Here is a 26,796-nt window from a genome sequence, read left to right as displayed (position 1 = left end):
GCAGAGGCCATCGCGCATAGCCGTTGCACGAGGCCATGATGTTTCGCTATCATCATAATACTCCTGTCATGCCTCGCTTGCGGTATCCTGTTGCTATGAGCAAAACTGAAATTACGCTGATAATCCTTGTTGTTTTGGTGCTGATTATTGGCTTCTGGTTTATCTTCAGCAACCAAATCTGGATCTTCGTCAGCTATCTTGAAACCCTGCTCTACCCGGATATTGTCACGCCCCAATAACGCCCTTTCTCACGCCGTGTATTCAAAAATAAACAAGTTGTCATTTGAACCCAAGCGCGTGGATCAATACCATTATTCATGAAACTTATGACAACGAGTGATTCTGCGTGAGCACTCATTGACCTACGTTTCAGGTCTGATTGACTCCATTCCTGGACGCGCAACTTTCAGACCAAACCTCGCGGCGCTGCATATCCCTGTAAAGCCGCAAAAAGTAAGTCCGAAATATAATATTCATTGCAAGCTTTTCCCCTTTACCCTGCGAAGTGAAGGGGATTTTTTTTGCCTTTTTTCTGCTTTTTTCCCCATTCAGAGTGTCAATAAAGGCGTCAAAATTTCGCCTAAATCGCGGCACACTTTAGTGTAAAAAAAATGTTAAGAGTGACTTTGATGTGATATAAAAGAACTCAGGTCAGTCACGAAAGTGTGGGGAATTTTCGGGAATGGCGCTGTAAGTCATTGATGTGAATTACAGATAAAAAGAGACCGAATACGATTCCTGTATTCGGTCCAGGGAAATGGCTCTTGGGAGAGAGCCGTGCGCTAAAAGTTGGCATTAATGCAGGCTAAAGTCGCCTTGCCCTTTAAGAATAGATGACCGTGCCAGGTTTTCCAGTCCGCGACAAAAGTGGTCAGAAAAAAACCGTGAGCAACGTGTCACAAAAAACAAAAACCGCAAGCTTTCGTCAGAAAATCTTGCGGTTTTTTATTGTCGGTCAAGAGGTTATCGCTTCGCTCAGCACAGTTTCTCTGCGCGCGTGATAAACGGTTCCAGACTCATTTTTTGACCTGCATGAGCCGGATCGTCGACCTGAATAACGGAGATCGGTTGGGCGTTGGTTTTACCCTCTTTCACTTCCTGTTCAGCCACCGCATTCAGTGGATACTGCACCAGAGTGCTGGGGTTTATCGCGTACAACGCATGACCCGGACGGCAAGTGAGCATCACTTCTTCGCGGTTAAATGCCCACTGCGCTTTGCCAACTTCAAATCGGCTGACGGTAATAATTTGCGGTGCTGCCAGAGCAGTTCCAGATGTTGCCAATAACAACATTGATAAAACGAATTTTTTCATCTTTTAGCCACTTTATTCAGAACGGTTCCCAGGTCGCGAACAGACTGACTGCCGCGATGACCAGAACCCCTAAAATCATTTCTGCCTGAGTGGTTCGCAGAAACAGCGTCTGAGTGCGCTGCCGGTCTGTCGCCATCCTCGGCACCAGAACATACCTGTTCACCAACGCGATTACCACCATCAGCGCCACGAGCGCACATTTCACTAATAACAAAGTGCCATATGCTGATGCGGTCACCAGTTGCCCCTGAATCAGCCATGCATTGGCGATGCCACTCAGCACCACGCCTGCCACGGCAAGATGCCCGTAACGTGAATAGCGCATCATGGTATTGATGGCCGAAGTGCGCCATTGCCCCTTCGCCAGCCGCAGACAATACAAAAATGGCAGGAGTCCGCCAAACCAGGCACCGGCACATAACAGGTGAACGGCGTGATTCATCCGCTGTAAGACACCGATGATGCCCTCACGCATCGCCGCATGACCGACACCCGCCATGAGCAGAAATTGCGCGATACAAAGAATGAGGACCAGCGAAGCGAGCCGATGTGGCTTGATGCAAGCGACCACCAGCGCAATCCACGTCAGCAGAATCTGCCACAGCCAGACACTGCCAAAGCGCGTACCTACGACGGCAAGCCAGACATCAGGCTGGAAAACGTCATGCCAGCCGTTGCCCATCAGGCCACCCTGCAACATTAAAATCAACGTGGCTGAAACCGCATTAACCAGCAGTGCCACACGCAGTACGGGCAAAAAGCGCTGCATCATCAGGCGACGAAGCTGAGGAGTTGCCCACCACGCGCCGTACAGTACCAGACCGAAGGCCAGCATCACCGCAATAAAATGCAAGCATCTGACCCCAACGTATAGTGATGTCAGCACGATTATTTCACGCTGAAGTGGTACTGGCCTTTGGTTTTGTGTCCGTCTACCGACACCACGTGCCAGTCAACGGTGTAATCGCCAGGTTTGAGCGACTGTTCAATGGGGGCAATCAGTTGGGTGTTATCTTTCTCATTGAGTTTCACCGCGCCGACAGGAATGTTTGCCTCCTGAGGGCCCGTCAGCGTTACGCCACTGAATTTCACTTCAATACCTTCGGAGAAATTCAGCGTGAGCGCCTGCGGAGCTGCCGTTACCTGCGCATCAGCGGCGGGGTATTGATGTTTCAGGTGCGCATGAGCAAACGCCGCGGAGGTGGTTAAAACACAGGTCAGGAAAACTCCGGTGCGCAGCGCGCGTGAGGCGATACGGTTCATTTTCTTCATTCCCTTTCGTTATATATCTGAGGGAGAGAATAACTCTGTATCATGTTTACGTCGAGATTCACCGCGGGTTAGTCTTGCTATTTCGCGGCGCTCTTAGTACTTTCTGCCCCGTCAACAGAAGGAGCCCAAGATGAACATCAATCTGGCCACTCTCCCCCAGGATGAGATGGACAAAGTTAATGTCGATTTAGCCGCCGCTGGCGTCGCATTTAAAGAGCGCTACAATATGCCGATCGTGGCAGAAGTGGTGGAACGCGAGCAGCCTGCACATCTGCGCGATTGGTTTCGCGAGCGATTAATTGCGCACCGTCTGGCCTCAGTCAATTTATCCCGTCTGCCTTACGAACCAAAACCGAAGTAAGAATTACCGGCTGTTACACTTCCTTACATTAGCCCTGCTACAATCCTGAGACTATTCTGACGACTGACTCAGGGATGCTGAGTCTGGAAAAGTGTAAAGGAAGCCACTATGCCTGCATGGACGATCGCTGCTGCACAGTACACAGCCCGCAACAGGAGCGTTGCGGAAAATATTGCCCACCATTTACGTTTTATCGAAGCGGCCTCAAAATTGGCCTGTCAGCTCCTCGTATTCCCGGAAATGTCATTGACCGGTCCCGAGACCAGCGCCCCACTCCCTCCACCGCCTGATGAAGAATTGCTGCATCCTCTGAGCTATGCGGCCGCGCGTCATGGCATGACTATCGTTGCCGGATTACCCGTAGAAATGGACAGCGAACGCAGTAAAGGCGTCGCTATTTTTATCCCTGGCGTCGCGGCACCACTCACCCTGCATCAAGGCCAGGGAATCTGTCTGTCACCTCTGGCCCGGCATGTCAGCGTTCTGGCACCCGATGCATCAGGTAGCGAACTCGATCCTTTTGCCTCTCTTTTGGCAACCGGCACCAGCACCTGCGAATTTCAGCAACAACAATCCGTGCAGCAGCTCCAGCGCCTGGCACATAGATATGCTATCGCGGTGTTGAAATCCAATTATGCGGGCGGCAGCGCACTGTGGGATGAAAACGGGCAACTGATCGTTCGCGCCGACAATGGAGACCTGCTGTTAACCGGGCGCAAATACGCAAACGGCTGGGAAGGCGACATTATTCCGCTGCGAGAAAGTCTTTGCACCATTGACGAAAGCCGCTGCGGCGCATAACCTGCCTCTTTTTAGCCGGGAGAGCATCATGTTACGCGTTATCGATACGGAAACTTGCGATTTACAGGGAGGCGTGGTGGAAATCGCCTCGGTAGACATTGTTGACGGCAAGATAACCAATCCCATGAGCCATCTCGTTCGCCCGGACAGACCGATAAGCCCGCATGCGATGGCCATCCATCGTATTACCGAAGAGATGGTCGCCGACAAACCGTGGATTGAAGAGGTGGTGCCGTATTATCAGGGCAGCACCTGGTATGTCGCGCATAACGCCAGTTTTGATCGCCGCGTGCTACCTGAAATGAACGGGGAGTGGATTTGCACCATGAAGCTCGCCCGACGTCTGTGGCCTGGTATCAAATACAGCAATATGGCGCTGTATAACTCCCGAAAACTCAATGTCACCACCCCGCCGGGCCTGCATCATCACCGTGCGCTGTATGACTGCTATATCACGGCTGCGTTGTTGATTGATATTATGGATGTGTCGGGCTGGACCGCCGATCAAATGGCTGACATTACTGGCCGCCCGGCGTTGATGACGACCTTCACCTTTGGTAAATACCGCGGTAAACCGGTCTCAGAAGTGGCCGAGAAAGATCCCGGCTACCTCCGCTGGCTGTTCAATAACCTCAATTCAATGAGCCCGGAACTGCGCTTAACACTCAAGCACTGGCTCGGAGAATAGTTATCGAGGTGCCTGGCCCGGCAATGTGTTCTGGGCCAGCGCAATCAGGAATGTGTATTCCAGCGCCACACCTTCGTAACTTTTAAAGCGTCCAGATTTACCGCCATGACCGGAATCCATATCGGTGCAAAGCAGCAGCAGGTTATCGTCTGTTTTTAACTCCCGCAGTTTCGCTACCCACTTTGCCGGTTCCCAATATTGCACTTGTGAATCATGCAAACCGGTCGTCACCAACAGATGCGGATAGGCTTTTTTCTCCACGTTGTCATACGGGCTGTAGCCTTTGATATAGTGGTAATACTCGGGATCTTGCGGATTGCCCCACTCTTCAAACTCACCTGTGGTCAGCGGAATCGACTCATCCAGCATCGTCGTCACAACATCGACAAACGGCACTTGGGCAATTACACCGTGGAACAGCTCCGGGCGCAGATTAATAACCGCCCCCATAAGCATCCCGCCCGCGCTGCCGCCCATACCATAACAGAGTGACGGACTACCGTAACCCTGTGCCAGTAGCGCATCGCAAACATCGAGATAGTCATTGAAGGTATTGTTTTTGAACAGGAATTTTCCGTCCTCATACCACTGCTGACCAAGTTCTCCGCCGCCGCGCACATGGGCAATAGCAAAGACGAAACCGCGGTCGAGCAGGCTCAGGCGACTGCTGCTGAAATCCGCATCCATACTTGCGCCGTAGGAGCCGTAGCCGTAAACCAGCAGTGGGTTATTGCCTTTGCGGAAATGTTCACGGTGATAGACCAACGATACCGGAACCTCTACGCCATCACGCGCTTTGACCCACAAATGTTCGCTGCGATACAGACTGGCATCAAACCCCTTCACCTCCTGCTGTTTGAGCACGGTGCGTTCGCCGGTATCCATATTCAGCTCGAACAGAGTGTCCGGAGTGGTCATCGACGAATAGCCGTAACGCAGGCGCGATGTGTCGGGTTCAGGGTTGTAGGCAAGCCAGGTCACATACGCAGGATCATCAAAAGCGATGCCGATGGACTCCCGCGTTTTACGGTTGATTTGCCGCAAACTTGTCAGGCCATGTTGGCGCTCTTCCACCACCAGCCAGTCGGTGAACAGCGTAAAGCCTTCGAGCATCACTTCATTACGCGGCGGGATCAGCGTTTCCCAGCGGCTTTCATCGCGCACAGGCGAACGGTACAGCCCGAAGTTTTTACCCTCGCGATTAGAGCGCAAATAGAAATTATGCTGGAAGTGATCGAGGCTATATTCGTGATCTTTACGTCTAGGCAAGAAACAGAGCGGCTGTGCGTCCGGCAGCTCAGCATCCAGCAGATACACTTCACTGGTGGTGGCGCTGGCGACATGAATAATCACGTAATGTTTTGAACTGGTTTTGTGCAGTCCTACGTAAAAGGTGTCGTCTTTCTCTTCATACACCAGTTCATCGGCGGTGACAGACATCCCGACGGTATGACGCCAGACCTGATAAGGCAGCAGCGTAGTGGGATGTTTACGCACGTAATACAGCGTTTGTGAATCGTTACCCCAGACAAACCCCGGCTCAACGTTTTCCAGCGTCTCAGGATACCAGTTATCGTTTTCAAGATTGCGGATACGAAGGCCATACTGACGACGTGACAGATAATCCTCCGTCAGCGCCATCAGCGTATTATCGGGCGATACCCCCAGGCCACCGAGCGTATAAAACTCGCTACGCGCGGCACGCTGATTGCCATCGAGCAGCAATTCCCACTCGTTCCATTCGTCTTTCTGCACCGACTGGCGCTGATAGACGGCGTATTCGCAGCCTGGTTCGTAAACCTGTCGATAGCGATAGCCATTCTTGCTGTACGGCGCAGACACTTCGCGCTGCGGGATGCGGTCGACAATCTCTTTCAGCACTTTATCTTGCAGGCTACGCTGCGTGGACATGACGTCGTGGCCGTAGTCATTTTCCTGTTTCAGGTACTCGAGCACGTCCGGCCGCGCACGATCATCGTCGCGCAGCCAGGCATAGTTGTCGATGCGGGTATCGCCATGAAGCGTCATGGCGTGGGGAATACGTTTTGCTTTTGGTGGCATGTCGTTGTTCTTCTGCAAGTTACCTCCCCTAAGGGTGGCAAATGTACACAGCGATGCAAGCGAAACATGCCAGATTGTGGTTAAAGTGCCTGTTTTTGCGTCTTTAAATCCGCTTCGATGCCCTCGCGCACTTCCTGTGGGATCTTCAGCGCGTCACCCAATGCTTTCAGATAGCTACGCTCCATGAAATGATCGATGTCTATGGCGGCACAGCTCAGGAAATAGAGTTCCAGCGCTTCTTCCTCGTTATGTACGTCTTTCGCCAGCAACTGGGGATCGAGCGGTTGGGCGATGGCTTTCTCTACCAGCTGCCGCCCCTGCGCTTCAACCCCCGCCTCTTGCAGTTGCTGCTCGATAGCTGCCCGCTCTTTGTCATCAATATGCCCATCACTTTTCGCCGCAAATACGAGGGCCAGGATAAGGCGTTCTGTTCGCACATCTATCGGGCTGGCTATCTCCCCATACTGCGGTTCGTTCTGATGCGCGGTACGAATTTTGTCTTTGTACTTGTTCCACAGAACCGTACCGGCAACCGCGCCACCGCCGACCAGCAACGCACCGGTTCCATATTTTGTCAGCAACTTACGCGAGGATTTACTTGAGACCAGAAGCCCTGCCAGCCCGCCAAGCGCACCTGGCACCAATAGTTTACTGAGCCCCTGCTCGCCCGACGACCTGGTCGATGAGGAGGCTTGTCCCATTAGTGATTGAAGTTGATTTAACCAGTTTGCCATGTTGACCTCACTGTCTGTGGTGAAACCCCAGACTAAGCGAGCCGCTGTCAGGAAATGTCTGGCCTGACTAAAGATGTGCAAAGTACGACGTCTGATACGCCCTGTGAGCCTCACGAGACAGACGCAAACGTTTTCGTATATACTGCCGTCAATTTTTTTACTGTGGGATTTGGTTATGACTGTACTAGGCACCGCGCTGCGTCCGGCGGCAACTCGCGTGATGTTATTGGGCTCTGGCGAGCTGGGTAAAGAAGTGGCGATTGAATGCCAGCGTCTGGGTATCGAGGTCGTTGCCGTCGACCGTTATGCTGATGCTCCGGCGATGCACGTTGCTCATCGTAGCCACGTTATCAATATGCTCGACGGTCAGGCACTGAAAGCACTCGTCGAACAAGAAAAGCCCGACTTTATCGTGCCGGAAATTGAGGCCATCGCCACCGATATGCTGATTGAATTAGAGCAAGCCGGTCAACATGTGGTTCCCTGTGCTCGCGCGACAAAACTCACCATGAACCGCGAAGGTATTCGTCGTCTGGCCGCAGAAGAACTTTCCCTGCCCACCTCGACCTACCGTTTTGCCGACAGCGAACAAAGTTTCCGTAATGCGGTGGTGGAAATCGGCTTCCCGTGCATTGTAAAACCGGTCATGAGTTCTTCCGGCAAAGGCCAGAGTTTTATCCGCGATGAAGAGCAACTGGCCGCCGCCTGGCAATACGCGCAACAAGGCGGTCGCGCAGGCGCTGGGCGGGTGATCGTTGAAAGCGTGGTGAACTTTGATTTTGAAATTACCCTGCTGACCGTCAGTGCCGTTGACGGCGTACATTTCTGCGCACCGGTCGGTCATCGTCAGGAAGATGGCGACTATCGTGAATCCTGGCAACCGCAGCAGATGAGTCCCCTCGCGCTTGAACGCGCGGAAGAGATCGCCCGCAAAGTGGTATTGGCACTTGGCGGCTACGGCCTGTTTGGTGTGGAACTGTTTATTTGCGGCGACGAAGTGGTGTTCAGCGAAGTGTCGCCGCGTCCACATGACACCGGCATGGTAACGCTTATCTCACAGGATCTCTCTGAGTTCGCGCTGCACGTGCGCGCTTTCCTCGGTTTGCCGATTGGCGCGATTCGCCAGTATGGCCCTTCGGCTTCGGCAGTGATCCTGCCGCAGTTAACCAGTAATAACATTAGCTTTAGCAATGTAGAAAGGGCGGTGGGTGCAGGCGTCCAGTTGCGCCTGTTTGGCAAACCGGATATCGCTGGAACGCGTCGTCTTGGTGTGGCGCTGGCGGTGGCTGAAACGGTTGAAACAGCGGTAAAGCGCGCGAAAACGGCGGCAGAGAACGTCGTGGTTAAAGCATAAAAAAATGCCCGGTGGTGCTGACACTTACCGGGCTTACGCAGTTTGTTGGCCTGATAAGGCGAAGCCGCCATCAGGCACCTACGTCAATTACTTCGCGCCTTCTACCGCTTCGCGAGCAATTTTGGTGATATGGTCGTAATCACCAGATTCCAGCGCATCCGCCGGAACCAGCCAGGAACCCCCGATACACAGCACGCTTTTCAGCGCCAGGTAATCACGGTAGTTAGCCGGGGAGATGCCGCCAGTTGGGCAGAAACGAATATGCGCGAACGGGCCAGCAATCGCCTGCAACGCCTTGGTGCCGCCGTTGGCTTCTGCCGGGAAGAATTTGAATTCTTTCAGACCGTAGTCCATGCCCAGCATCAGTTCAGACACGGTGCTGATACCCGGGATCAATGGAATAGTGCCTTCGGTTGCCGCTTTCAGCAGTGGCTCGGTCAGACCTGGGCTTATCGCAAACTGTGCGCCCGCTTCTGTCACTTCTTTCAGCTGTTGCACGTTGGTCACGGTGCCGGCACCCACGATCGCGTCCGGGACTTCTTTTGCAATAGCGCGAATCGCGTCCATCGCGCAAGCAGTACGCAAGGTCACTTCCAGCACGCGTACACCACCAGCAACCAGCGCTTTCGCCATTGGCACTGCGTGTTCCAGTTTATTCACCACGATAACCGGGACAACCGGGCCGTTGGTCAGGATAGCTTCTGCACTTGTTTTCCAGTTTTTCATCAGAGTTTTTCTCTTCGCCAGAATGATAAGTCTTGTCGTATTAAAAAGTGATGCAGGTCGCGCCCTGTTCCGCACCGGAGAGATTCTCACGCAGTGCGCTGAACAGTTCGCGCCCGGTCCCTACCCGTGATGCGCTCAGGTCAGGTAAATGCGGTTTGCGCGCGGCAAGCTCTGCTTCATCGACCAGCAACGTCAGTTCGCCAGTTTGCCCATTCACGCGGATCATATCGCCATCATGCACTTTCGCCAGCAGCCCGCCATCATACGCTTCGGGGGTGACGTGGATTGCTGATGGCACTTTACCGGATGCGCCTGAGAGTCGTCCATCGGTGACTAACGCAATTTTGAAACAACGGTCCAATAATACACCTAATGGCGGCATAAGTTTATGCAATTCTGGCATGCCGTTAGCTTTTGGTCCTTGCAGACGCACCACGACCACGCAATCTTTGTCCAGCAGACCCGCCTCAAAGGCAGGCAATACGTCGTGCTGGCTCTCAAACACCACGGCTGGGGCTTCGATAATCTGGTTTTCAACCGGCACGGCAGAGGTTTTCATGACCGCACGGCCCAGATTGCCACTCAGCACTTTAGTGCCGCCGTGATGGGAGAACGGTTTTTCGATAGTGGCGATAACGGCTTCATCCAGTGAACCCTGTGCGCCTTCGCGCCAATCCAGCTCACCGTTATTCAGCCAAGGCTCCATCGTGTAACGTGACAGACCATGTCCCGCAACGGTTTCAACGTCTTCATGCAGCAGGCCGCCCTTCAGCAGTTCACGCATCAGCACTGGTACGCCACCCGCCGCCTGGAAGTGGTTAATATCTGCCGGGCCGTTCGGGTACAGGCGTGCCATCAGCGGCACAATATCGGAAAGCTCAGAGAAATCATCCCAGTTGATAATGATGCCAGCCGCGCGTGCCATCGCCACCAAATGCATGGTGTGGTTGGTCGAGCCGCCGGTTGCCAGCAGAGCCACAATTCCGTTGACCACCACTTTTTCGTCGAACATTTTGCCCAGTGGCATCCACTCATTGCCATTGCCGGTCATGCGGGTCACCTGGCGCGCAGCAGCTGCGGTCAACATTTCGCGCATTGGCGCATCCGGGTGAATAAACGAGGAGCCCGGCAACTGCATGCCCATGAACTCGATAACCATCTGATTGGTGTTGGCTGTGCCGTAAAACGTGCAGGTGCCCGGCGCGTGATAAGACGCGGCTTCCGACTCCAGCAGCGCCATGCGATCTACTTTTCCTTCGGCATACAGCTGACGAATGCGGACTTTTTCTTTGTTTGGCAGACCGCTCGACATCGGACCTGATGGGATGAAAATTGACGGCAGATGACCAAACGACAGTGCCGCCATCACCAGACCCGGGACGATTTTGTCGCACACGCCGAGGTACAGCGCGCCATCAAACATATTGTGTGAAAGCCCTACCGCTGCAGACATCGCAATCACTTCACGGCTCAGCAGCGACAACTCCATACCGTCCTGCCCCTGAGTGACGCCGTCGCACATCGCAGGTACGCCACCGGCCACTTGCGCCACTGCGTTCACACCGTGCAACGCTTTACGGATAACGTCTGGGTAGAATTCGTACGGCTGGTGCGCAGAAAGCATATCGTTATAGGAAGTGATAATGGCGATGTTGTTACGCAGCATGCTTTTCAGCGAGGCTTTGTCCTCTGGCTGGCAGGCCGCAAAGCCATGCGCCAGGTTGCCACAGGCCAAACGAGAGCGCTGAACGGTTTCAGACTTAGCCTGGTTAATGCGTGCGAGGTAGGCGCTGCGGGTCTCTTTCGAACGCTCGATAATACGATTTGTTACGCGTAACAATGCAGGATTCATAAAAGCTCCTCAAATTCTGAGTGTCTGGGCTGTGGCATTAACACGAAATTCAGGAGTTTTTAACAATGCTGAAACGCGCTTGTGCTGTAGCTCAGGGGCAAATTCATCTGCCATAATTGTAATGAAAAAAGCCCCGGGGGTGAACCTCCCGGGGCTTAAAAGTGCAAATATTATGCGTGATGCTGTGTCAGATCATGTTACCGGTAAAATACCCTGAACGGAGTAACATTTATTTTTTACTCAAACTCGTTCCACGAGCGGCCATCACGGGTGATCATCGCTACGGAAGAGACTGGCCCCCAGGTGCCCGCCTGATACGGTTTTGGCGCATCCTGATCGGCAGCCCAGGCTTCGGTGATGGAGTCGACCCATTTCCACGCCTCTTCCACTTCGTCACGACGCACGAACAGCGCCTGAATGCCGCGCATCGTTTCCAGCAGTAAACGCTCGTAAGCGTCGGCCAGGTGCGTTTCGTTAAAGGTTTCGGAATAGCTCAGATCAAGCTTCGTGGTTTGCAGGTTGTGCTTGTGATCAAGCCCCGGGACTTTATTGAGGATCTGGATATCCACGCCTTCGTCTGGTTGCAGACGAATAGTCAGCTTGTTCTGCGGCAGCTCTTGCCAGGACTCTTTGAACAGGTTCAGTTCAGGTGTTTTGAAATAGACCACCACTTCGGAACATTTGGTCGGCAGACGTTTACCGGTGCGCAGGTAGAATGGCACGCCAGCCCAGCGCCAGTCGTCGATATCCACACGGATAGCCACGAAGGTTTCGGTGTTACTGCTCTTGTTCGCGCCCTCTTCTTCGAGGTAACCCGGCACTTTTTTGCCCTGAGCAAAACCAGCGGTGTACTGACCGCGTACGGTTTTATCTCGCACGTTTGAGCGGTCGATACGGCGCAGCGATTTCAGCACTTTCACTTTGGCATCACGAATGCTGTCAGCGCTCAGATCGGACGGCGGAGACATGGCAATCATGCACAGAATCTGCAGCAAGTGGTTTTGGATCATGTCGCGCATCTGCCCGGCTTGATCGAAATAACCCCAGCGGCCTTCGATACCCACTTCTTCCGCCACGGTAATTTCCACGTGATCGATAGTGCGGGAATCCCAGTTGTTAACGAACAGGGAGTTGGCAAAACGCAGCGCCAGCAGGTTGAGCACGGTCTCTTTGCCGAGATAGTGGTCAATGCGATAAACCTGGCACTCTTCGAAATATTCGCCCACCTGGTCATTGATTTCACGCGAGGTAGCAAGCGACGTACCGAGCGGTTTTTCCATAACGACGCGAGCAGGTTTTGCATTCAGTTTGGCTTCGCCAAGCCCTTTGCAGATAGCGCCAAAGGTGCTTGGCGGCATCGCGAAATAGTTAATGGTGACGCGTTCTTTCTGGTCGAGCATTTTGCCGAGGCGAGTAAAGGATTTGGTGTCGTTGACATCCAGATTGCAGAAGTCCAGGCGACCACTCAGGGTGTCCCACAGACTTTCATCAATCTTCTCCTTCATGAAGGTTTCCAGCGCCTCGCGCACCACTTTGGTGTATGCATCTTTATCCCAATCGGCACGTCCTACCCCAAGGATACGCGTGTCCGGATGGATCTGGCCTGCTTTCTCCAGTTGATACAGGGAAGGCAGCAATTTACGACGCGCCAGGTCACCCTTTGCGCCGAAAATGACCAGATCACATGCCTGGGCCGTTTGCGTTACCGCCATGTCATTCTCCTCAGTTGGATTGCCCGGTGCTTCTGCCAGGCGCTATTTGTAATTTTCTTACGCTGCACTGTACTGTGTTTACGTGAATGTCGAAACCCTGAACCCGTCGCCAATGCCCGATAAAGGCATTTCTGGATTAAAAACCCTCTGCGGCGTAGGGCAACAGCTTAATTTTGTTCGTCATTTCGCCAGTTATGTCCTGGTAAAAGTCGACTGTGATCATGTAATGAAAAAAAACAACGTAAATTGCCCTCTTTCCTCTGCATTGCCGAATTCACAGGGGTATATTCTCACTAAATTGCCTGGCGATTTCACCCATTAATGGAATCGCTTTCACCGATGAGCGTCTGTTAACCATGAACATGCTGGAAAAAATCCAGTCCCATCTGGAAAACCTTAGCAAATCCGAGCGAAAAGTGGCGGAGGTGATCCTCGCCTCCCCTTCTCAAGCCATTCACTCGAGCATCGCCACGCTGGCAGTAGAGGCCACGGTCAGCGAACCCACAGTGAACCGTTTTTGCCGGAGCATGGACACCAAAGGCTTTCCTGATTTTAAGCTGCAACTGGCGCAAAGTCTCGCGAACGGCACACCTTATGTGAACCGAAATGTCGATGAAGACGACAGTGTGGAAGCGTATACCGGCAAAATTTTTGAATCCGCGATGGCAAGTCTCGATCATGTTCGCCATTCGCTGGATATGTCTGCCGTCAACCGCGCGGTGGACCTGCTCACCCAGGCGAAGAAAATCGCCTTCTTCGGCTTAGGATCTTCCGCCGCCGTAGCGCATGATGCGATGAACAAATTCTTTCGCTTCAATGTGCCGGTGGTGTACTCCGATGACATCGTTTTGCAACGCATGAGCTGTATGAACTGCAGCGATGATGACGTTGTGGTGCTAATTTCCCACACCGGACGTACGAAAAGTCTGGTTGAGCTGGCACAGCTGGCGCGTGAAAACGATGCGATGGTGATTGCGATTACCTCTGCGGACACGCCGTTGGCGCGCGAAGCATCATTAGCCATCACGCTCGACGTACCGGAAGATACTGACATTTATATGCCCATGGTCTCCCGGCTAGCGCAACTGACGGTTATCGACGTGCTTGCTACTGGCTTTACCCTGCGCCGTGGGGCGAAATTCAGGGATAACTTGAAGCGGGTCAAAGAAGCATTGAAGGAATCGCGGTTTGATAAGGAACGGCAGATTAGCAGTGATAACCATTAAAAGTTCATAACAAGCTTGTAACTTATTTGTACATTCGGTTAAGTTCCAGCATTAGACTACGCACAGGTGGAACGCCCGAATGCCTGTTCACGCAACACCAAAATTGTTTCAGCAATGGAGTATTACATGTCCAGAAGGCTTCGCAGAACCAAAATCGTGACCACGTTAGGCCCGGCTACCGACCGCGATAATAACCTTGAAAAGGTGATTGCAGCGGGTGCGAACGTTGTCCGCATGAACTTCTCCCACGGCAGTGCCGAAGACCACAAGATTCGCGCCGATAAAGTCCGTGAAATCGCGGCTAAACTAGGTCGTCACGTCGCTATCCTCGGCGATCTGCAAGGACCAAAAATCCGTGTATCTACCTTCAAAGAAGGTAAAGTCTTCCTTAATATCGGCGACAAATTCCTGCTCGACGCCGACCTCGGTAAAGGCGAAGGCGACAAAGATAAAGTGGGTATCGACTACAAAGGTCTGCCTGCTGACGTTGTGCCTGGCGACATCCTGCTGCTCGACGATGGTCGCGTACAGCTGAAAGTGCTGGAAGTTCAGGGCCTGAAAGTGTTCACGGAAGTAACCGTTGGCGGCCCACTGTCCAACAACAAAGGCATTAACAAACTCGGCGGCGGCCTCTCGGCTGAAGCGCTGACCGAAAAAGATAAAGCAGACATCCTGACCGCCGCGCTGATTGGCGTTGATTATCTGGCCGTCTCCTTCCCACGTTGTGGTGAAGACCTTAACTATGCTCGCCGTCTGGCGCGTGACGCAGGTTGTGATGCGAAAATCGTCGCGAAAGTTGAACGTGCTGAAGCCGTCTGCAGCCAGGATGCGATGGATGACATCATTCTCGCCTCTGACGTGGTGATGGTCGCCCGTGGTGACCTCGGGGTTGAAATCGGTGACCCGGAACTGGTGGGTATCCAGAAAGCGTTGATCCGTCGTGCGCGTCAGTTGAATCGCTCAGTGATCACTGCGACCCAAATGATGGAATCGATGATCACCAACCCAATGCCAACCCGTGCGGAAGTCATGGACGTGGCAAACGCCGTGCTGGATGGAACCGATGCGGTGATGTTGTCTGCAGAAACCGCAGCGGGTCAATATCCGTCTGAAACCGTGGCTGCAATGGCGCGCGTCTGCCTGGGCGCAGAAAAGATTCCAAGCATCAACGTCTCCAAACACCGTCTCGACATTCAGTTCGATAACGTGGAAGAAGCCATTGCCATGTCGGCAATGTACGCCGCGAACCACCTGAAAGGCGTGTCGGCGATCATCACCATGACCGAATCCGGACGTACCGCGCTGATGACGTCCCGTATCAGCTCCGGCCTGCCGATTTTCGCCCTTTCCCGTCATGAACGCACCCTGAACCTGACCTCACTGTACCGTGGCGTAACACCGGTTCACTTCGACAGCGCGACAGACGGCGTTGCCGCCGCCAGCGATGCGGTAAATCTGCTGCGTGACAAAGGTTATCTGGTTTCAGGTGATCTGGTTATCGTCACTCAGGGCGACGTAATGAGTACCGTGGGCACGACTAACACCACACGTATTCTGACTGTAGAGTAATCCCGCCTTATCCAGTTAAACTGCAATAAATAAAAAAGCTGTTGGGATCCCCCAGCAGCTTTTTTTCGTCTACATCAATATATTCACACATTGTATTTCCCAAATAAATACTTCTTGATTTTATTTTACTTTTTCATCAAAAAAATGATCCAGCAAGGTAATAGCCATTGATTAAACTTCTACACTCTCCTTCGATTAAAGCAATCCGTTCATTATATTTTTAAACACAATGAAAAGGACGTCATTAAATGAGTGACATTATCTATCTCAGGCTGACGGGTGAACAGCAAGGGGAAATATCAGCAGGTTGTGGAACCGAAAAATCACTTGGTAACCGCTTTCAATATCGACATGAAAATGAGATCAAGGTTAATAAACTGGATGCCGGCTCCCGAAGTTCCGGGTACGGCGTAAACGATAAGCGGCTACGCTTTATCAAACCAATAGATAAAAGCTCGCCTTTGCTGGCAAATGCGATAAACAACAACGAGAAGCTCAAGCTTAGCTTCGACTTTTATCGCATGAGTCGAACCGGACACCTGGAAAAATATTATCATATCGAACTCCGTGGCGCGGCGGTTCAGGCCATTTCGACTTCATTTGTTATTGATAAGCTTGATGAAGAAAGTATTACTGTCAATTATGAATATATTCGCAGCAAACATCTTATTGCCAACACTGAATTCAGCAACCTTATCCTCCCTGATAATTATCCTAAGCTATTTCCGCCTGATGAAAAACGTCAGCCCGAGAAACGTAATATCGTTTTAACCTTGGGTGTCTTTTTTGACGGAACCGGTAATAACGCGGTGAATACACTCAACATGCTCACGGCCTGCACAGCTGCACATTTCGACCTTTCTGACCCCGATGCCGCCAGTATTCTCGCCCGCACCGCGCAAGAGAAAATGGGTGTATCGGGAACCGGCGCGACGAGCTACACCGGGGGCTATACAAATATTCACTGGTTGAATCAATTATACAAAACGGACCTGCCGCTCGATTCCGGACAGGCGCAGGCGGCGATTTACATCGAAGGCATCGGCACCGAAGCGGGAAAACCGGACAGCATGATCGGCCTCAGTTTTGGCGTGGCAGATACCGGGGTGATTGCGAAGACGGATATTGCGGTGAAGCAGATTGCGGGGGCTATTGATAATGCGTTGTATCAATTAGGGCAAAAAAAACCCGGATGCATTTTCACTGTCACCGCTTTTCAATTTGATATCTTCGGTTTTAGCCGCGGGGCGGCAGCGGCCCGTCATTTTGCAAATCGGGTGCAAACAGAAGAATTGGTGATAATCAACGCTATTCGCCAGGGCATGGGCCATATCTTATATAAAGGCGCACCAGCCGGGAAAACCCGCTTTATCGGCATTTTTGATACTGTTGCTGCCATCGGCACCCCACAGAACGGTCTGAATCCGCATACCGCAGATACCGGTAATGTGAACATCGTGCTGCGGCCAGGTGTGGCAGAAAAAGTGTTTCATATCACCGCACAGCATGAGTGTCGTTTTAACTTCGCGCTCAACAGTGTGCAACCTGCATGGCCTGAACTCGCGTTGCCTGGTGTTCACTCGGACATCGGCGGCGGTTATCTGCCTGCGGTGCGTGAAAATGTCTATCTGACTCGTCCGGAAGCGGAAACTGTGCCCCTGGCAACTCCGCCTGAGAAAACGCGGGCTTACCATCACACAATAGAGCAGTTACCGATACTTGGGGCTGCCACAGCATTGGCACCAATCATACGTACCAATGACATCAGCGCAGACGTCTGGGCTGATGAGAGAATGCCAACAGATCCCGTAAAGGGCATGCAAAAGCGAGTATTTGCGGCGTTGACAATGAAAGAGCGGATCGTGAAAAACGACTGGTCGAAGGTGGTACTGCGGGTGATGATTGCGGCGGCAGAGGAAGCGGGTGTGGTGTTTAAGCCAATAAAAAGCGGAGACAAAGATCTAGGTTTTTCTTCGGCTCTTTTGCCCTTACACGACAAAGCTATAGACTCAGTAAAGGCTAAGTCTTCAGGAATGGAGAGAATCCCGTTTACTTTTACTGAGATGAATCTCTTGGCAAAAAATTTCATACACTGTTCTGCACATTGGAACAGTCTTGCCGTCGATAATAAAGGGAAGGTTACCGGCGGAACTTCAATGTCAGAACTCTTAGGGTTTATCAATCGGCCCGACGAAAACTGGCAGCGTACAACATTCAACATGGACGGGCATAAAAAGTGATAATGAAAGCGCTTCTTTTATCTTGTTTATTTCTGACGCTCTCTGGCTGCCATTCAGGTAATTATGTAACTCCTGAGGATACCGGTGAGATGCCCTATGGGAAATGGGGTTTTGTTTTTTTTACTCCAAAGGAACTTCCTGCTTTTGTCAATTACGTTGGTATTATTGATGAAAAGAAGATTCTTTATTCTTTTATGAATCTTGATAGTGTAGATGATGATTATGGTAGTGTCGAACAATGGAATAAACGATATACGCGCTTTGCACAATTCAACCAAGCCTTACATCCCCCAGTTGTAATGTTGTTTTGCTGGGATTCCATTATTGATAAAAAAACATATGAAACGCGGGTAACAATTCCTGAATCGATAAGAGAAAGGATGAGCCTATCTTTAGGGATCACCATACAGGGAGAACAAATATGGTACAGCACCATGCTTTTTGGTCTGGCACCAGGAGGTAAAGTCAGAGTCTGGCTGCAAAAAAATAGAGGTGGAGGTGAAAACCTGTACGTAAAGCCCCAAAAAATCACTACGCTGTCTGGCTCTAAATTGGAGGGCTGTAAAGGAATAAGCCGTCTTAATCCCTCTTACAAAATCCCTGATGGATATGATCAGAGTATAAAAGATTTTATCAAAGGAAAAACCTACCCGTACGGCGACTGGTGAGGCTGGATGCAATGATTGAAAACATGGATCGAAATCAAAAATGAAAAGAACACGAGTAATTTTTGCAATTTTATTACTGACGCTCTCTGGTTGTCATTCGGGCGTACCAACAACACCAGAAGAAACAGGCGAAATGCCTTACGGAAAGTGGGGGTTTGCATTTTTTACTCCTAAGGCCTTGCTGGCAGATGTTACCTATGTAGGCATCATTGATGAGAAAAAGGTCCTTTACTCATTCAGGATGCTTGATAGCGTAGAGGATGATTATTTAAGCACTGGTCACTGGAATAAACGTTACACACGCTTTGCGCAATTTAATAAAGCTCTCCATGCACCAGTGGAGATGCTTTTTTGCTGGGATTCGATTATAGATAAAAAAACATATGAAACGCGGATCACCTTTCCAGAATCGATGATTGAGAAAATGAATATATCTATTGGCATGACTCCGCAGGGAACAAAGATTTGGTACAGCACTTTGTTGTTTGGTTTGGCTCCGGAAGGAACGGTTAAAGTTTGGCTGCAAAAAAATAGGGGCGGAGGTGAAAACCTGCCCGTAGAGCCGAAAAAAATCACAACACTGTCTGGTGATAAGTTAGAGGGATGTAAGGGGATCACCCAACATCCAAATGGATATACCTATTTTGGCGAAACACCCGATTTTGTAAAAGGAAAAACTTATCCGTACGGCGATTGGTGAGGCTGGATGCAATGGCTGGAAGCATGAAATGATAAGAACAAGCGTAATTTTGGCCACTTAATTCCTGACACTCTCTGGTTGTCATTCGGGCCTACCAACAACACCAGAAGAAACAGGTGAAATGCCGTACGGAAAGTGGGGCTTCGCATTTTTTACTCCGAAAGCACTTCCAGCCAGAGTGACGTATGTTGGAATCATTGATGCTAAAAAGATTCTTTATTCTTTCAGGAATCTTGACAGCACAAATGATGATTATTCAACTATTGATCATTGGAATAACCGCTATATGCGATTTACACAATTTAACAAAGCCCTGCATCCACCGGTTGTGATGATGTTTTGCTGGGATTCGATAATTGATAGAAAAACCTATGAGACACGTATTACCTTCCCTGAATCAATGAGAAGAAAAATGAACTTATCCACAGGAATAGACATGTTTGGAGAAAAAGCTTGGTATAGCACAATAGTTTTTGGCTTAGCCCCAGAGGGCAAGATCAGAATCTGGCTACAAAATAGCGGTGGTGGCGATAACCTGCCCGTAGAGCCCACACTAATAACCACGCTGTCAGGCGATAAACTGGATGGCTGTAAAGGGATTACATTGGCAAATTTTGATTACGATATCCCAGATGGCTATTCACAAGAAACTATAGATGCCATCAAAGGAAAAACCTACCCCTACGGTGACTGGTAAGGCTGACAATGTTTATTGGCGTTACGACGGCAGCGGGTTGTGAATTCTTAATCCACAACCCGTTTACCATCATGGTGGAAAATCAAACAGCATCCGTCGACAATTTCCCTTATTTTCTGGGAAATAACTCTTTGCGCTTATAAGGCTCGATATCACCGGGCTTACGGGTTTTGAGCAGCTTGAGGATCCAGGTGTACTGTTCCATATGCGGTGTGACGAACACTTCCACTTCTTCGTTCATACGTCGTGCAATAGTGTTGTCATCCGCAGTGATCAGGTCATCCATAGGAGGACGGATCTCGACGGTCAGACGGTGCGTTTTGCCATCGTAAACCGGGAACAGCGGTACAACTCGAGCACGACACACCTTCATCAGACGACCGATAGCAGGCAGTGTCGCTTTATAGGTCGCGAAGAAATCCACAAACTCACTGTGCTCTTCTCCGTGATCCTGGTCGGGCAGATAGTAGCCCCAATACCCTTCACGAACAGATTTGATAAACGGTTTGATGCCATCGTTACGCGCGTGCATACGACCGCCAAAACGGCGACGCACGGTGTTCCAGATGTAGTCGAATACCGGATTGCCCTGATTATGGAACATCGCCGCCATTTTCTGGCCTTTTGACGCCATCAGCATTGCTGGAATATCCACTCCCCAACCGTGCGGCACGAGGAAAATCACCTTTTCATCGTTGCGCTGCAACTCTTCGATGATTTCCAGGCCCTGCCAGTCAACGCGCTTGAGGATTTTCTTTGGGTCACGCAGGCCAAGCTCCGCCATCATCACCATTGCCTGTGGCGCAGTGGCATACATTTCATCGATGATGGCTTCGCGCTCGGCTTCGCTTTTTTCCGGAAAACAATAAAGCAGATTTATCTGCGCACGGCGCCGCGAGCTTTTTGCCAGACGCCCTACTTTTCTGCCTAACGCACCAAGAATCGGATCGCGAAAAGATGGCGGTGTCAGTGCGATACCAGCAAATGCCAGTACGCCCAGCCATGAGCCCCAATAGCGCGGATGTACAAAGGATTTTTCGAACTGAGGAATAAACTCAATGTTATTTTTTTTCGTGTCCATGCCTGTTCCAGAGTCGTGCCGGAAAAAGAGAAAGATGCTGATAGTTTAGCGATGAGCCCGGCTTCGCACAAAAGAAAAAGCCGACACCTGATCAGGCATCGGCTTTAAGAGAACGGTTTTTAGTCAATTTGCAGCTGCGGTGCAACCTCTTTGACCTGTGCCAGGAAATCACGACGATCGGAACCTGACAACCCTTCGGTACGCGGCAGTTTGGCGGTTAACGGGTTCACCGCCTGCTGGTTGATCCACACTTCATAATGCAGATGCGGGCCCGTCGAGCGACCGGTATTACCTGAGAGCGCAATGCGATCGCCACGTTTCACTTTCTGTCCTGGTTTCACCAGCAGCTTACGCAAGTGCATATAACGCGTGGTATACGTGCGTCCGTGACGCAACGCGACGTAATAACCCGCCGCACCGCTACGTTTCGCGACGACCACTTCACCGTCACCCACAGCCAGCACAGGCGTGCCTTGCGGCATAGCGAAATCGACACCTTTATGCGGTGCCACACGCCCGGTGACAGGATTCAGACGACGCGGATTGAAATTTGACGAGACGCGGAACTGGCGTGAAGTCGGGAAACGCATAAAGCCTTTTGCCAGACCCGTACCGCTCTTGTCATAAAACTTGCCGTCTTCTGCACGGATGGCGTAATAGTCTTTGCCGCTTGAGCGTAAACGCACGCCCTGCAATTGGCTCTGTTCGCGTTTGCCGTCGAGCATTTCACGCGACATCAAGACAGAGAATTCATCGCCTTTTTTCAGCTTACGGAAGTCCATTTGCCACTGCATGGCTTTGATAACCGCACTGACTTCGTTGCTGGTTAAGCCGGCGTTACGCGCGCTAGTGACAAAACTGCCACCCACGGTGCCTTTCACGACGCTGTTAACCCAATCACCCTGCTGCGTTTCACTGCTCATTTTGAAACCGTTTGCAACTTTGTCATAGGTGCGGGTTTCACGGCGAGACACTTCCCATGTCATACGCTGCAAATCACCGTCGTCGGTGAGCGTCCATGAAAGCTGTTGACCGATTTTTAGGTTACGCAGGTCTTTATCTGAAGCGGCCAGTTGGCTGATATTTCCCATATCGATGCCGTACTGGTTAAGTATGCTACTGAGGGTATCGCCTGTAGACACGACGTATTCGTGTACGCCGGCATCGCTGTCTGCTTTATCGTCTAACTCATCCTGCGGGATGGCTTCATCTTCCTGTGGGGCCTGATCGATGGGTTCGCTGGCTTCAGGCAGTAAAGAACGTATTTCGCTCTTTTCTAGTTCGATGGTTCTGACAATTGGGGCTGAATCGGGATGGTAGACATACGGTCGCCATACGGCGACCGCTAAGGTCAGAACGGTCAACGACCCCAACATAACGCGGTGGGGCCGCGGCAAATTGTTAAATGCCAGGGCGACAGAGCGGGCTATCTGCTGCACGTATACACTTCCTCATTAATCTCCTTTCAGGCAGCTCGAATACTGGTTCGCCAGTTGGGTCAGAAATGCCGGATAACTCGCTTTGCCCAACGGAATGTTGGTGCCAAGCGGATCCAGAGTCCCCATTCGAACGGTGGTTCCGCGGGATACCGCTTCCACCACTGCCGGCCTGAATTGTGGCTCAGCAAAAACGCAGGTCGCTTTTTGCTCAACCAACTGTGTTCTTATTTCATGTAAACGCTGCGCACCGGGTTGGATCTCAGGGTTGACGGTAAAATGCCCCAGTGAGGTCATGCCGTAATGTTTTTCAAAGTAGCCGTAGGCGTCATGAAAAACGAAATACCCTTTTCCTTTCAACGGTGCCAGCTCGTTACCCACCTGCTGATCGGTCGCGGCTAATTGAGCCTCGAAATCTTTCAGGTTGGCGTCTAGTTTGGTTCGACTTTGCGGCATAAGTTCCACTAATTTATCGTGGATTGCAACTGCCGACAGGCGCGCTATCTCGGGCGACAGCCACAGATGCATGTTGTACTCGCCATGATGGTGATCTTCATCACCTTTTTCTGCCGTAGCGTGGTCATGATGGTGGTCATGGTCATCATCGTCCGTGCCTTTCATGAGCAACGGTTTCACACCCGGCAGCGTTGAAATTGTCACCTTTTTGGCTTCAGGAAACGCGGTGGCTGTCTTGTCCATAAATGCTTCCATCTCAGAACCAATCCACACCACTAAGTCGGCGTTTTGTAAGCGTTTTGCATCGCTTGGACGCAAGGCGTAATCGTGCTCTGAGGCCCCGTCAGGTAACAGAACTTGCGTTGGTGTTACACCGTCTGCAATGGCTGCGGCAATAAATCCGAGGGGTTTTAAGGAGGCAACAACGGCGGCATGGGTTTGCGTTGCAACAGTACCCCAAAGCGCGGTGGATAATGCTGCGAAAAGAAGCGTCTTTTTATGTAACATAATGCGTCTTATCATCGTAATAATTAAAAGAAGTGTGATATTATAACATTCACTAACTTGTGCAACCTCAAATTGTGATGACAAATCTCGTAACGCTCGAAAATGTCTCGGTCTCTTTCGGTCAGCGCCGTGTCCTGTCCGATGTATCGCTGGCGCTGAAGCCTGGCAAAATTCTTACGCTTCTTGGGCCAAATGGCGCAGGAAAGTCGACACTTGTCCGCGTAGTGCTTGGGCTGGTAGCACCGGATGCCGGTGTCATCAAGCGAGAGGGTAAACTGCGGATTGGCTACGTCCCGCAAAAATTACACCTCGACGCCACCCTGCCCTTAACCGTCAGTCGTTTTTTACGGCTACGCCCTGGTACGCGCAAAGACGATATTCTCCCGGCGCTTAAACGCGTTCAGGCAGGCCATCTGATGGAAGCCCCGATGCAAAAGCTCTCCGGTGGTGAAACACAGCGCGTACTGTTGGCCCGTGCGTTACTGAATCAACCCCAATTGCTGGTGCTGGATGAGCCAACCCAGGGTGTGGATGTGAATGGTCAGGTCGCGTTGTATGACCTTATCGACCAGTTGCGCAGCGAACTCAACTGCGCTGTGCTGATGGTTTCCCACGATCTGCATCTGGTGATGGCCAAAACCGACGAAGTGCTATGTCTGAACCATCACATCTGCTGTTCCGGCACGCCGGAAGTGGTGTCCATGCATCCGGAATTTATTTCAATGTTTGGTCCGCGCGGCGCGCAGCAATTGGGCATTTATCGCCACCAGCACAATCACCGTCACGATTTACAAGGACGTATTGTTCTGCGTAGAGGGAATGACCGCACATGATTGAATTACTGCTCCCCGGTTGGCTTGCCGGTGTGATGCTGGCCTGCGCCGCAGGTCCGCTTGGTTCATTCGTGGTCTGGCGTCGAATGTCCTATTTTGGCGATACCCTCGCGCATGCTTCTTTATTAGGCGTTGCATTTGGTCTGCTGCTGAACATTAATCCCTTCTATGCCGTTATTGCTATTACCCTGCTGTTGGCTGCCGGGCTTGTCTGGCTTGAGCGCCGTCCGCATCTGGCGATTGATACGTTGTTGGGGATTATGGCTCACAGTGCGCTTTCCCTCGGGTTAGTCGTGGTCAGCCTGATGTCAAACGTCCGCGTGGATTTGATGGCCTATCTGTTTGGCGATCTGCTGGCAGTTACACCACAGGATTTAATCGCCATTGGACTCGGCGTGATCGTCGTCGTGGCTATTTTGCTGTGGCAATGGCGCAACCTGCTGTCGATGACCATCAGCCCGGATCTGGCATTCGTTGACGGCGTGAAACTGCAACGCGTCAAACTCCTGCTGATGCTGGTCACCGCATTAACCATTGGTGTGGCAATGAAATTTGTGGGGGCGCTGATCATCACGTCATTACTGATTATTCCCGCAGCCACCGCACGCCGCTTTGCGAAAACGCCTGAGCAGATGGCTGGAATTGCCGTCGGGGTCGGGATGATTGCGGTCACTGGCGGGCTGACGTTTTCCGCGTTTTATGACACGCCAGCCGGACCGTCGGTCGTGCTCTGCGCCGCAGCGATGTTCATCCTCACCATGGCGAAGAAAAACGCCCAATAGATGGTTGGCATTGCAGACACAAAACAAAAAACGCCCAATTGGGCGTTTTTTTATGCATTGATTATGTTGAGCTTTATGGCATTGCAGGCGGCGTGATCCCGAAGTGGTTCCACGCTCGCACCGTCGCCATGCGCCCACGCGGGGTTCGCTGCAAAAAGCCCTGCTGGATGAGGTACGGTTCCAGCACATCTTCAATGGTTTCACGCTCTTCACCGATCGCTGCCGCGAGGTTATCCAGCCCGACCGGACCGCCGAAGAACTTATCGATCACCGCCAACAGCAGCTTGCGGTCCATATAATCAAAGCCTTCTGCATCGACGTTCAGCATGTCTAAAGCCGAGGCGGCAATGTCAGCTGAAATCGTGCCATCGTGACGAACTTCGGAGAAGTCGCGCACACGACGCAGCAGACGGTTGGCAATTCGCGGTGTACCGCGAGCGCGACGGGCCACTTCCAGCGCGCCCTCTTCGCTCATCTCCAGCCCCATAAAACGCGCGCTGCGCCCCACGATATACTGTAAATCCGGCACCTGATAAAACTCCAGACGCTGGACAATACCGAAACGATCACGCAGCGGTGACGTCAGAGAGCCCGCTCGTGTGGTCGCGCCAATCAGCGTAAACGGCGGCAAATCAATTTTGATTGAACGCGCCGCCGGGCCTTCACCGATCATGATATCCAGCTGATAATCTTCCATCGCCGGATACAGCACCTCTTCCACTACCGGTGAAAGGCGATGAATTTCATCAATGAACAGCACGTCGTGCGGTTCAAGGTTGGTCAACATTGCCGCCAGGTCACCCGCTTTTTCCAGCACGGGGCCAGACGTGGTGCGCAAGTTCACGCCCATTTCATTGGCGACAATATTCGCCAGCGTGGTTTTCCCCAACCCCGGTGGGCCGAAAATCAGCAGATGATCGAGCGCTTCGCCGCGCAGTTTCGCCGCCTGAATAAAGATTTCCATCTGCGAGCGCACCTGTGGCTGGCCGATATACTCTTCGAGCAGTTTGGGGCGTATCGCACGATCGACCACATCTTCAGGGGTCACACTGCCTGCAGACACCAGGCGGTCAGCTTCAATCATCCTTTACCTCACATCGCGGCGCGTAGCGCGTCGCGGATTAGCGTTTCACTGCTGGCATTTGGACTGGCGATTTTACTCACCATCCGGCTGGCTTCCTGAGGTTTATAGCCCAGCGCCACCAGTGCAGCAACCGCTTCCTGCTCGGCGTCGTCTGTTGCCTGGCTTGCAGGAGACGCCAGCACCAGATCGGAGGCCGGAGTAAACAGGTCGCCGTGCAGCCCCTTGAAGCGGTCTTTCATTTCGACCACCAGACGTTCGGCGGTTTTCTTCCCGATACCCGGCAGTTTCACCAACGCCACAGAGTCTTCACGTTCCACGGCATTCACGAACTGCTGTGCGGACATGCCGGATAAGATAGCCAGCGCCAGCTTCGGGCCGACACCGTTGGTTTTGATAAGCTCTTTGAACAGCGTACGTTCCTGCTTATTATTAAAGCCGAACAGCAACTGCGCATCTTCACGCACCACAAAATGGGTAAAGACAATGGCTTCATTGCCCTGATCGGGCAATTCGTAAAAACACGTCATGGGCATATGCACTTCATAGCCGACGCCGCCCACTTCCAGTAAAACCAGTGGAGGTTGTTTTTCCAGAATAGTGCCTCTGAGTCTACCGATCACGTGACGCTCCTGCGTTGGGGAA

General features: G+C 51.8%; 26 protein-coding genes. 13 read left to right on the top strand and 13 right to left on the bottom strand.

Features of this window, described 5'->3' with window-relative positions:
- Window positions 1-95 precede the first annotated feature (95 nt).
- A complete protein-coding gene (locus tag VH187_RS16460) occupies window positions 96-239 on the top strand; it encodes an Ecr family regulatory small membrane protein (protein ID WP_329702536.1) in 144 nt (47 codons plus the stop codon).
- Window positions 240-975: 736 nt separating this feature from the next.
- On the opposite strand, the gene VH187_RS16455 is transcribed toward VH187_RS16460, so the two are convergent.
- The 3 genes from VH187_RS16455 to yobA are packed head-to-tail and all read right to left on the bottom strand — an operon-like array spanning window position 976 to window position 2,577.
- Window positions 976-1,314, bottom strand: a complete 339-nt coding sequence (locus tag VH187_RS16455) for a YebY family protein (RefSeq protein WP_329702535.1) — start codon at window positions 1,312-1,314, stop codon at window positions 976-978.
- Between the two features lie 16 nt (window positions 1,315-1,330).
- Window positions 1,331-2,200, bottom strand: coding sequence for a copper homeostasis membrane protein CopD (copD, locus tag VH187_RS16450; protein WP_329702534.1), 870 nt, complete (start codon window positions 2,198-2,200; stop codon window positions 1,331-1,333).
- A 2-nt stretch (window positions 2,201-2,202) separates the two neighbouring features.
- A complete protein-coding gene (gene yobA, locus VH187_RS16445) occupies window positions 2,203-2,577 on the bottom strand; it encodes a CopC domain-containing protein YobA (RefSeq protein WP_329702554.1) in 375 nt (124 codons plus the stop codon).
- Window positions 2,578-2,716: 139 nt separating this feature from the next.
- Between yobA and VH187_RS16440 the strand changes: the two genes are divergently transcribed.
- The 3 genes from VH187_RS16440 (at window position 2,717) to exoX (ending at window position 4,436) form a co-directional block, all read left to right on the top strand.
- Window positions 2,717-2,947, top strand: coding sequence for a DNA polymerase III subunit theta (locus VH187_RS16440; RefSeq protein WP_329702533.1), 231 nt, complete (start codon window positions 2,717-2,719; stop codon window positions 2,945-2,947).
- Window positions 2,948-3,055: 108 nt separating this feature from the next.
- Window positions 3,056-3,748: a carbon-nitrogen hydrolase family protein gene (locus VH187_RS16435; RefSeq protein ID WP_329702532.1), complete on the top strand. Its 693-nt coding sequence runs from the start codon at window positions 3,056-3,058 to the stop codon at window positions 3,746-3,748.
- Window positions 3,749-3,776: 28 nt separating this feature from the next.
- Window positions 3,777-4,436 (top strand): exodeoxyribonuclease X, encoded by a 660-nt coding sequence (exoX, locus tag VH187_RS16430; protein ID WP_329702531.1) that lies wholly within the window; start codon window positions 3,777-3,779, stop codon window positions 4,434-4,436.
- On the opposite strand, the gene ptrB is transcribed toward exoX, so the two are convergent.
- Window positions 4,437-6,497: an oligopeptidase B gene (gene ptrB, locus VH187_RS16425; protein WP_329702553.1), complete on the bottom strand. Its 2,061-nt coding sequence runs from the start codon at window positions 6,495-6,497 to the stop codon at window positions 4,437-4,439. It abuts the gene before it with no gap.
- Between the two features lie 80 nt (window positions 6,498-6,577).
- Window positions 6,578-7,231: a tellurite resistance TerB family protein gene (locus tag VH187_RS16420; RefSeq protein WP_329702530.1), complete on the bottom strand. Its 654-nt coding sequence runs from the start codon at window positions 7,229-7,231 to the stop codon at window positions 6,578-6,580.
- A gap of 175 nt (window positions 7,232-7,406) precedes the next feature.
- On the opposite strand from VH187_RS16420, the gene purT reads away from it, so the two are divergent.
- Entirely contained in the window at window positions 7,407-8,585 is a 1,179-nt protein-coding gene (purT, locus tag VH187_RS16415; protein ID WP_329702529.1) for a formate-dependent phosphoribosylglycinamide formyltransferase, read from the top strand.
- A gap of 87 nt (window positions 8,586-8,672) precedes the next feature.
- Here purT and VH187_RS16410 read toward each other — a convergent pair whose 3' ends face one another.
- From VH187_RS16410 to zwf, 3 genes are all read right to left on the bottom strand, one after another.
- A complete protein-coding gene (locus tag VH187_RS16410; RefSeq protein ID WP_329702528.1) occupies window positions 8,673-9,311 on the bottom strand; it encodes a bifunctional 4-hydroxy-2-oxoglutarate aldolase/2-dehydro-3-deoxy-phosphogluconate aldolase in 639 nt (212 codons plus the stop codon).
- Between the two features lie 40 nt (window positions 9,312-9,351).
- Window positions 9,352-11,163 (bottom strand): phosphogluconate dehydratase, encoded by a 1,812-nt coding sequence (gene edd, locus VH187_RS16405; protein WP_329702527.1) that lies wholly within the window; start codon window positions 11,161-11,163, stop codon window positions 9,352-9,354.
- A 236-nt stretch (window positions 11,164-11,399) separates the two neighbouring features.
- Window positions 11,400-12,875, bottom strand: coding sequence for a glucose-6-phosphate dehydrogenase (gene zwf, locus VH187_RS16400; protein ID WP_329702526.1), 1,476 nt, complete (start codon window positions 12,873-12,875; stop codon window positions 11,400-11,402).
- Between the two features lie 356 nt (window positions 12,876-13,231).
- Between zwf and VH187_RS16390 the strand changes: the two genes are divergently transcribed.
- The 6 genes from VH187_RS16390 (at window position 13,232) to VH187_RS16365 (ending at window position 19,975) form a co-directional block, all read left to right on the top strand.
- Window positions 13,232-14,101 (top strand): MurR/RpiR family transcriptional regulator, encoded by an 870-nt coding sequence (locus tag VH187_RS16390; RefSeq protein WP_329702525.1) that lies wholly within the window; start codon window positions 13,232-13,234, stop codon window positions 14,099-14,101.
- 126 nt (window positions 14,102-14,227) lie between these two features.
- Window positions 14,228-15,670, top strand: coding sequence for a pyruvate kinase (pyk, locus tag VH187_RS16385; protein ID WP_329702524.1), 1,443 nt, complete (start codon window positions 14,228-14,230; stop codon window positions 15,668-15,670).
- A 248-nt stretch (window positions 15,671-15,918) separates the two neighbouring features.
- Window positions 15,919-17,910: a type VI secretion system tube protein TssD gene (tssD, locus tag VH187_RS16380; RefSeq protein ID WP_329702523.1), complete on the top strand. Its 1,992-nt coding sequence runs from the start codon at window positions 15,919-15,921 to the stop codon at window positions 17,908-17,910.
- 2 nt (window positions 17,911-17,912) lie between these two features.
- A complete protein-coding gene (locus tag VH187_RS16375; protein ID WP_329702522.1) occupies window positions 17,913-18,578 on the top strand; it encodes a DUF2931 family protein in 666 nt (221 codons plus the stop codon).
- 40 nt (window positions 18,579-18,618) lie between these two features.
- Window positions 18,619-19,278, top strand: coding sequence for a DUF2931 family protein (locus VH187_RS16370; RefSeq protein WP_329702521.1), 660 nt, complete (start codon window positions 18,619-18,621; stop codon window positions 19,276-19,278).
- Window positions 19,279-19,342: 64 nt separating this feature from the next.
- Complete coding sequence (locus VH187_RS16365; protein WP_329702552.1) at window positions 19,343-19,975, top strand: DUF2931 family protein; 633 nt, start codon at window positions 19,343-19,345, stop codon at window positions 19,973-19,975.
- Window positions 19,976-20,084: 109 nt separating this feature from the next.
- On the opposite strand, the gene lpxM is transcribed toward VH187_RS16365, so the two are convergent.
- The 3 genes from lpxM to znuA all read right to left on the bottom strand — a co-directional run bounded on the left by lpxM (window position 20,085) and on the right by znuA (window position 23,455).
- Entirely contained in the window at window positions 20,085-21,056 is a 972-nt protein-coding gene (gene lpxM, locus VH187_RS16360) for a lauroyl-Kdo(2)-lipid IV(A) myristoyltransferase (protein ID WP_329702520.1), read from the bottom strand.
- A 119-nt stretch (window positions 21,057-21,175) separates the two neighbouring features.
- On the bottom strand, window positions 21,176-22,495 hold the full coding sequence (gene mepM, locus VH187_RS16355) for a murein DD-endopeptidase MepM (RefSeq protein ID WP_329702519.1): 1,320 nt from the start codon (window positions 22,493-22,495) through the stop codon (window positions 21,176-21,178).
- A 15-nt stretch (window positions 22,496-22,510) separates the two neighbouring features.
- Window positions 22,511-23,455, bottom strand: a complete 945-nt coding sequence (znuA, locus tag VH187_RS16350) for a zinc ABC transporter substrate-binding protein ZnuA (RefSeq protein WP_329702518.1) — start codon at window positions 23,453-23,455, stop codon at window positions 22,511-22,513.
- A gap of 77 nt (window positions 23,456-23,532) precedes the next feature.
- On the opposite strand from znuA, the gene znuC reads away from it, so the two are divergent.
- Together znuC and znuB are read left to right on the top strand one after the other, a co-directional pair.
- A complete protein-coding gene (gene znuC, locus VH187_RS16345; protein WP_329702517.1) occupies window positions 23,533-24,288 on the top strand; it encodes a zinc ABC transporter ATP-binding protein ZnuC in 756 nt (251 codons plus the stop codon).
- Complete coding sequence (znuB, locus tag VH187_RS16340; RefSeq protein ID WP_329702516.1) at window positions 24,285-25,070, top strand: zinc ABC transporter permease subunit ZnuB; 786 nt, start codon at window positions 24,285-24,287, stop codon at window positions 25,068-25,070. The genes znuC and znuB overlap by 4 nt, the downstream gene beginning before the upstream one ends.
- A 73-nt stretch (window positions 25,071-25,143) precedes the next feature.
- Here znuB and ruvB read toward each other — a convergent pair whose 3' ends face one another.
- The gene (gene ruvB, locus VH187_RS16335) at window positions 25,144-26,154 is read right to left on the bottom strand and encodes a Holliday junction branch migration DNA helicase RuvB (protein ID WP_329702515.1); all 1,011 of its coding nucleotides are present in this window, start codon (window positions 26,152-26,154) and stop codon (window positions 25,144-25,146) included.
- A gap of 8 nt (window positions 26,155-26,162) precedes the next feature.
- Window positions 26,163-26,774 carry a Holliday junction branch migration protein RuvA gene (gene ruvA / locus VH187_RS16330; RefSeq protein WP_329702514.1) on the bottom strand — a complete coding sequence of 204 codons (612 nt, stop codon included), beginning with the start codon at window positions 26,772-26,774 and terminating at the stop codon, window positions 26,163-26,165.
- Window positions 26,775-26,796 lie beyond the last annotated feature (22 nt).

The organism is Scandinavium sp. (assembly GCF_036271055.1).
Taxonomy (GTDB): Bacteria; Pseudomonadota; Gammaproteobacteria; order Enterobacterales; family Enterobacteriaceae; genus Scandinavium.
Note: the sequence above shows the minus strand (reverse complement) of the source record. Positions and strands in the feature narration are given on the sequence as shown.

Coding starts and splice junctions, on each gene's coding strand:
- znuB (WP_329702516.1), top strand. CDS start 24,285: ATGATTGAATTACTGCTCCCCGGTTGGCTTGCCGGTGTGATGCTGGCC.
- VH187_RS16390 (WP_329702525.1), top strand. CDS start 13,232: ATGAACATGCTGGAAAAAATCCAGTCCCATCTGGAAAACCTTAGCAAA.
- VH187_RS16410 (WP_329702528.1), bottom strand. CDS start 9,311: ATGAAAAACTGGAAAACAAGTGCAGAAGCTATCCTGACCAACGGCCCG.
- zwf (WP_329702526.1), bottom strand. CDS start 12,875: ATGGCGGTAACGCAAACGGCCCAGGCATGTGATCTGGTCATTTTCGGC.
- VH187_RS16420 (WP_329702530.1), bottom strand. CDS start 7,231: ATGGCAAACTGGTTAAATCAACTTCAATCACTAATGGGACAAGCCTCC.
- VH187_RS16435 (WP_329702532.1), top strand. CDS start 3,056: ATGCCTGCATGGACGATCGCTGCTGCACAGTACACAGCCCGCAACAGG.
- znuC (WP_329702517.1), top strand. CDS start 23,533: ATGACAAATCTCGTAACGCTCGAAAATGTCTCGGTCTCTTTCGGTCAG.
- ruvB (WP_329702515.1), bottom strand. CDS start 26,154: ATGATTGAAGCTGACCGCCTGGTGTCTGCAGGCAGTGTGACCCCTGAA.
- exoX (WP_329702531.1), top strand. CDS start 3,777: ATGTTACGCGTTATCGATACGGAAACTTGCGATTTACAGGGAGGCGTG.
- VH187_RS16375 (WP_329702522.1), top strand. CDS start 17,913: ATGAAAGCGCTTCTTTTATCTTGTTTATTTCTGACGCTCTCTGGCTGC.
- VH187_RS16440 (WP_329702533.1), top strand. CDS start 2,717: ATGAACATCAATCTGGCCACTCTCCCCCAGGATGAGATGGACAAAGTT.
- VH187_RS16460 (WP_329702536.1), top strand. CDS start 96: ATGAGCAAAACTGAAATTACGCTGATAATCCTTGTTGTTTTGGTGCTG.
- pyk (WP_329702524.1), top strand. CDS start 14,228: ATGTCCAGAAGGCTTCGCAGAACCAAAATCGTGACCACGTTAGGCCCG.
- edd (WP_329702527.1), bottom strand. CDS start 11,163: ATGAATCCTGCATTGTTACGCGTAACAAATCGTATTATCGAGCGTTCG.
- ptrB (WP_329702553.1), bottom strand. CDS start 6,497: ATGCCACCAAAAGCAAAACGTATTCCCCACGCCATGACGCTTCATGGC.
- VH187_RS16370 (WP_329702521.1), top strand. CDS start 18,619: ATGAAAAGAACACGAGTAATTTTTGCAATTTTATTACTGACGCTCTCT.
- tssD (WP_329702523.1), top strand. CDS start 15,919: ATGAGTGACATTATCTATCTCAGGCTGACGGGTGAACAGCAAGGGGAA.
- lpxM (WP_329702520.1), bottom strand. CDS start 21,056: ATGGACACGAAAAAAAATAACATTGAGTTTATTCCTCAGTTCGAAAAA.
- znuA (WP_329702518.1), bottom strand. CDS start 23,455: ATGTTACATAAAAAGACGCTTCTTTTCGCAGCATTATCCACCGCGCTT.
- VH187_RS16455 (WP_329702535.1), bottom strand. CDS start 1,314: ATGAAAAAATTCGTTTTATCAATGTTGTTATTGGCAACATCTGGAACT.
- yobA (WP_329702554.1), bottom strand. CDS start 2,577: ATGAACCGTATCGCCTCACGCGCGCTGCGCACCGGAGTTTTCCTGACC.
- purT (WP_329702529.1), top strand. CDS start 7,407: ATGACTGTACTAGGCACCGCGCTGCGTCCGGCGGCAACTCGCGTGATG.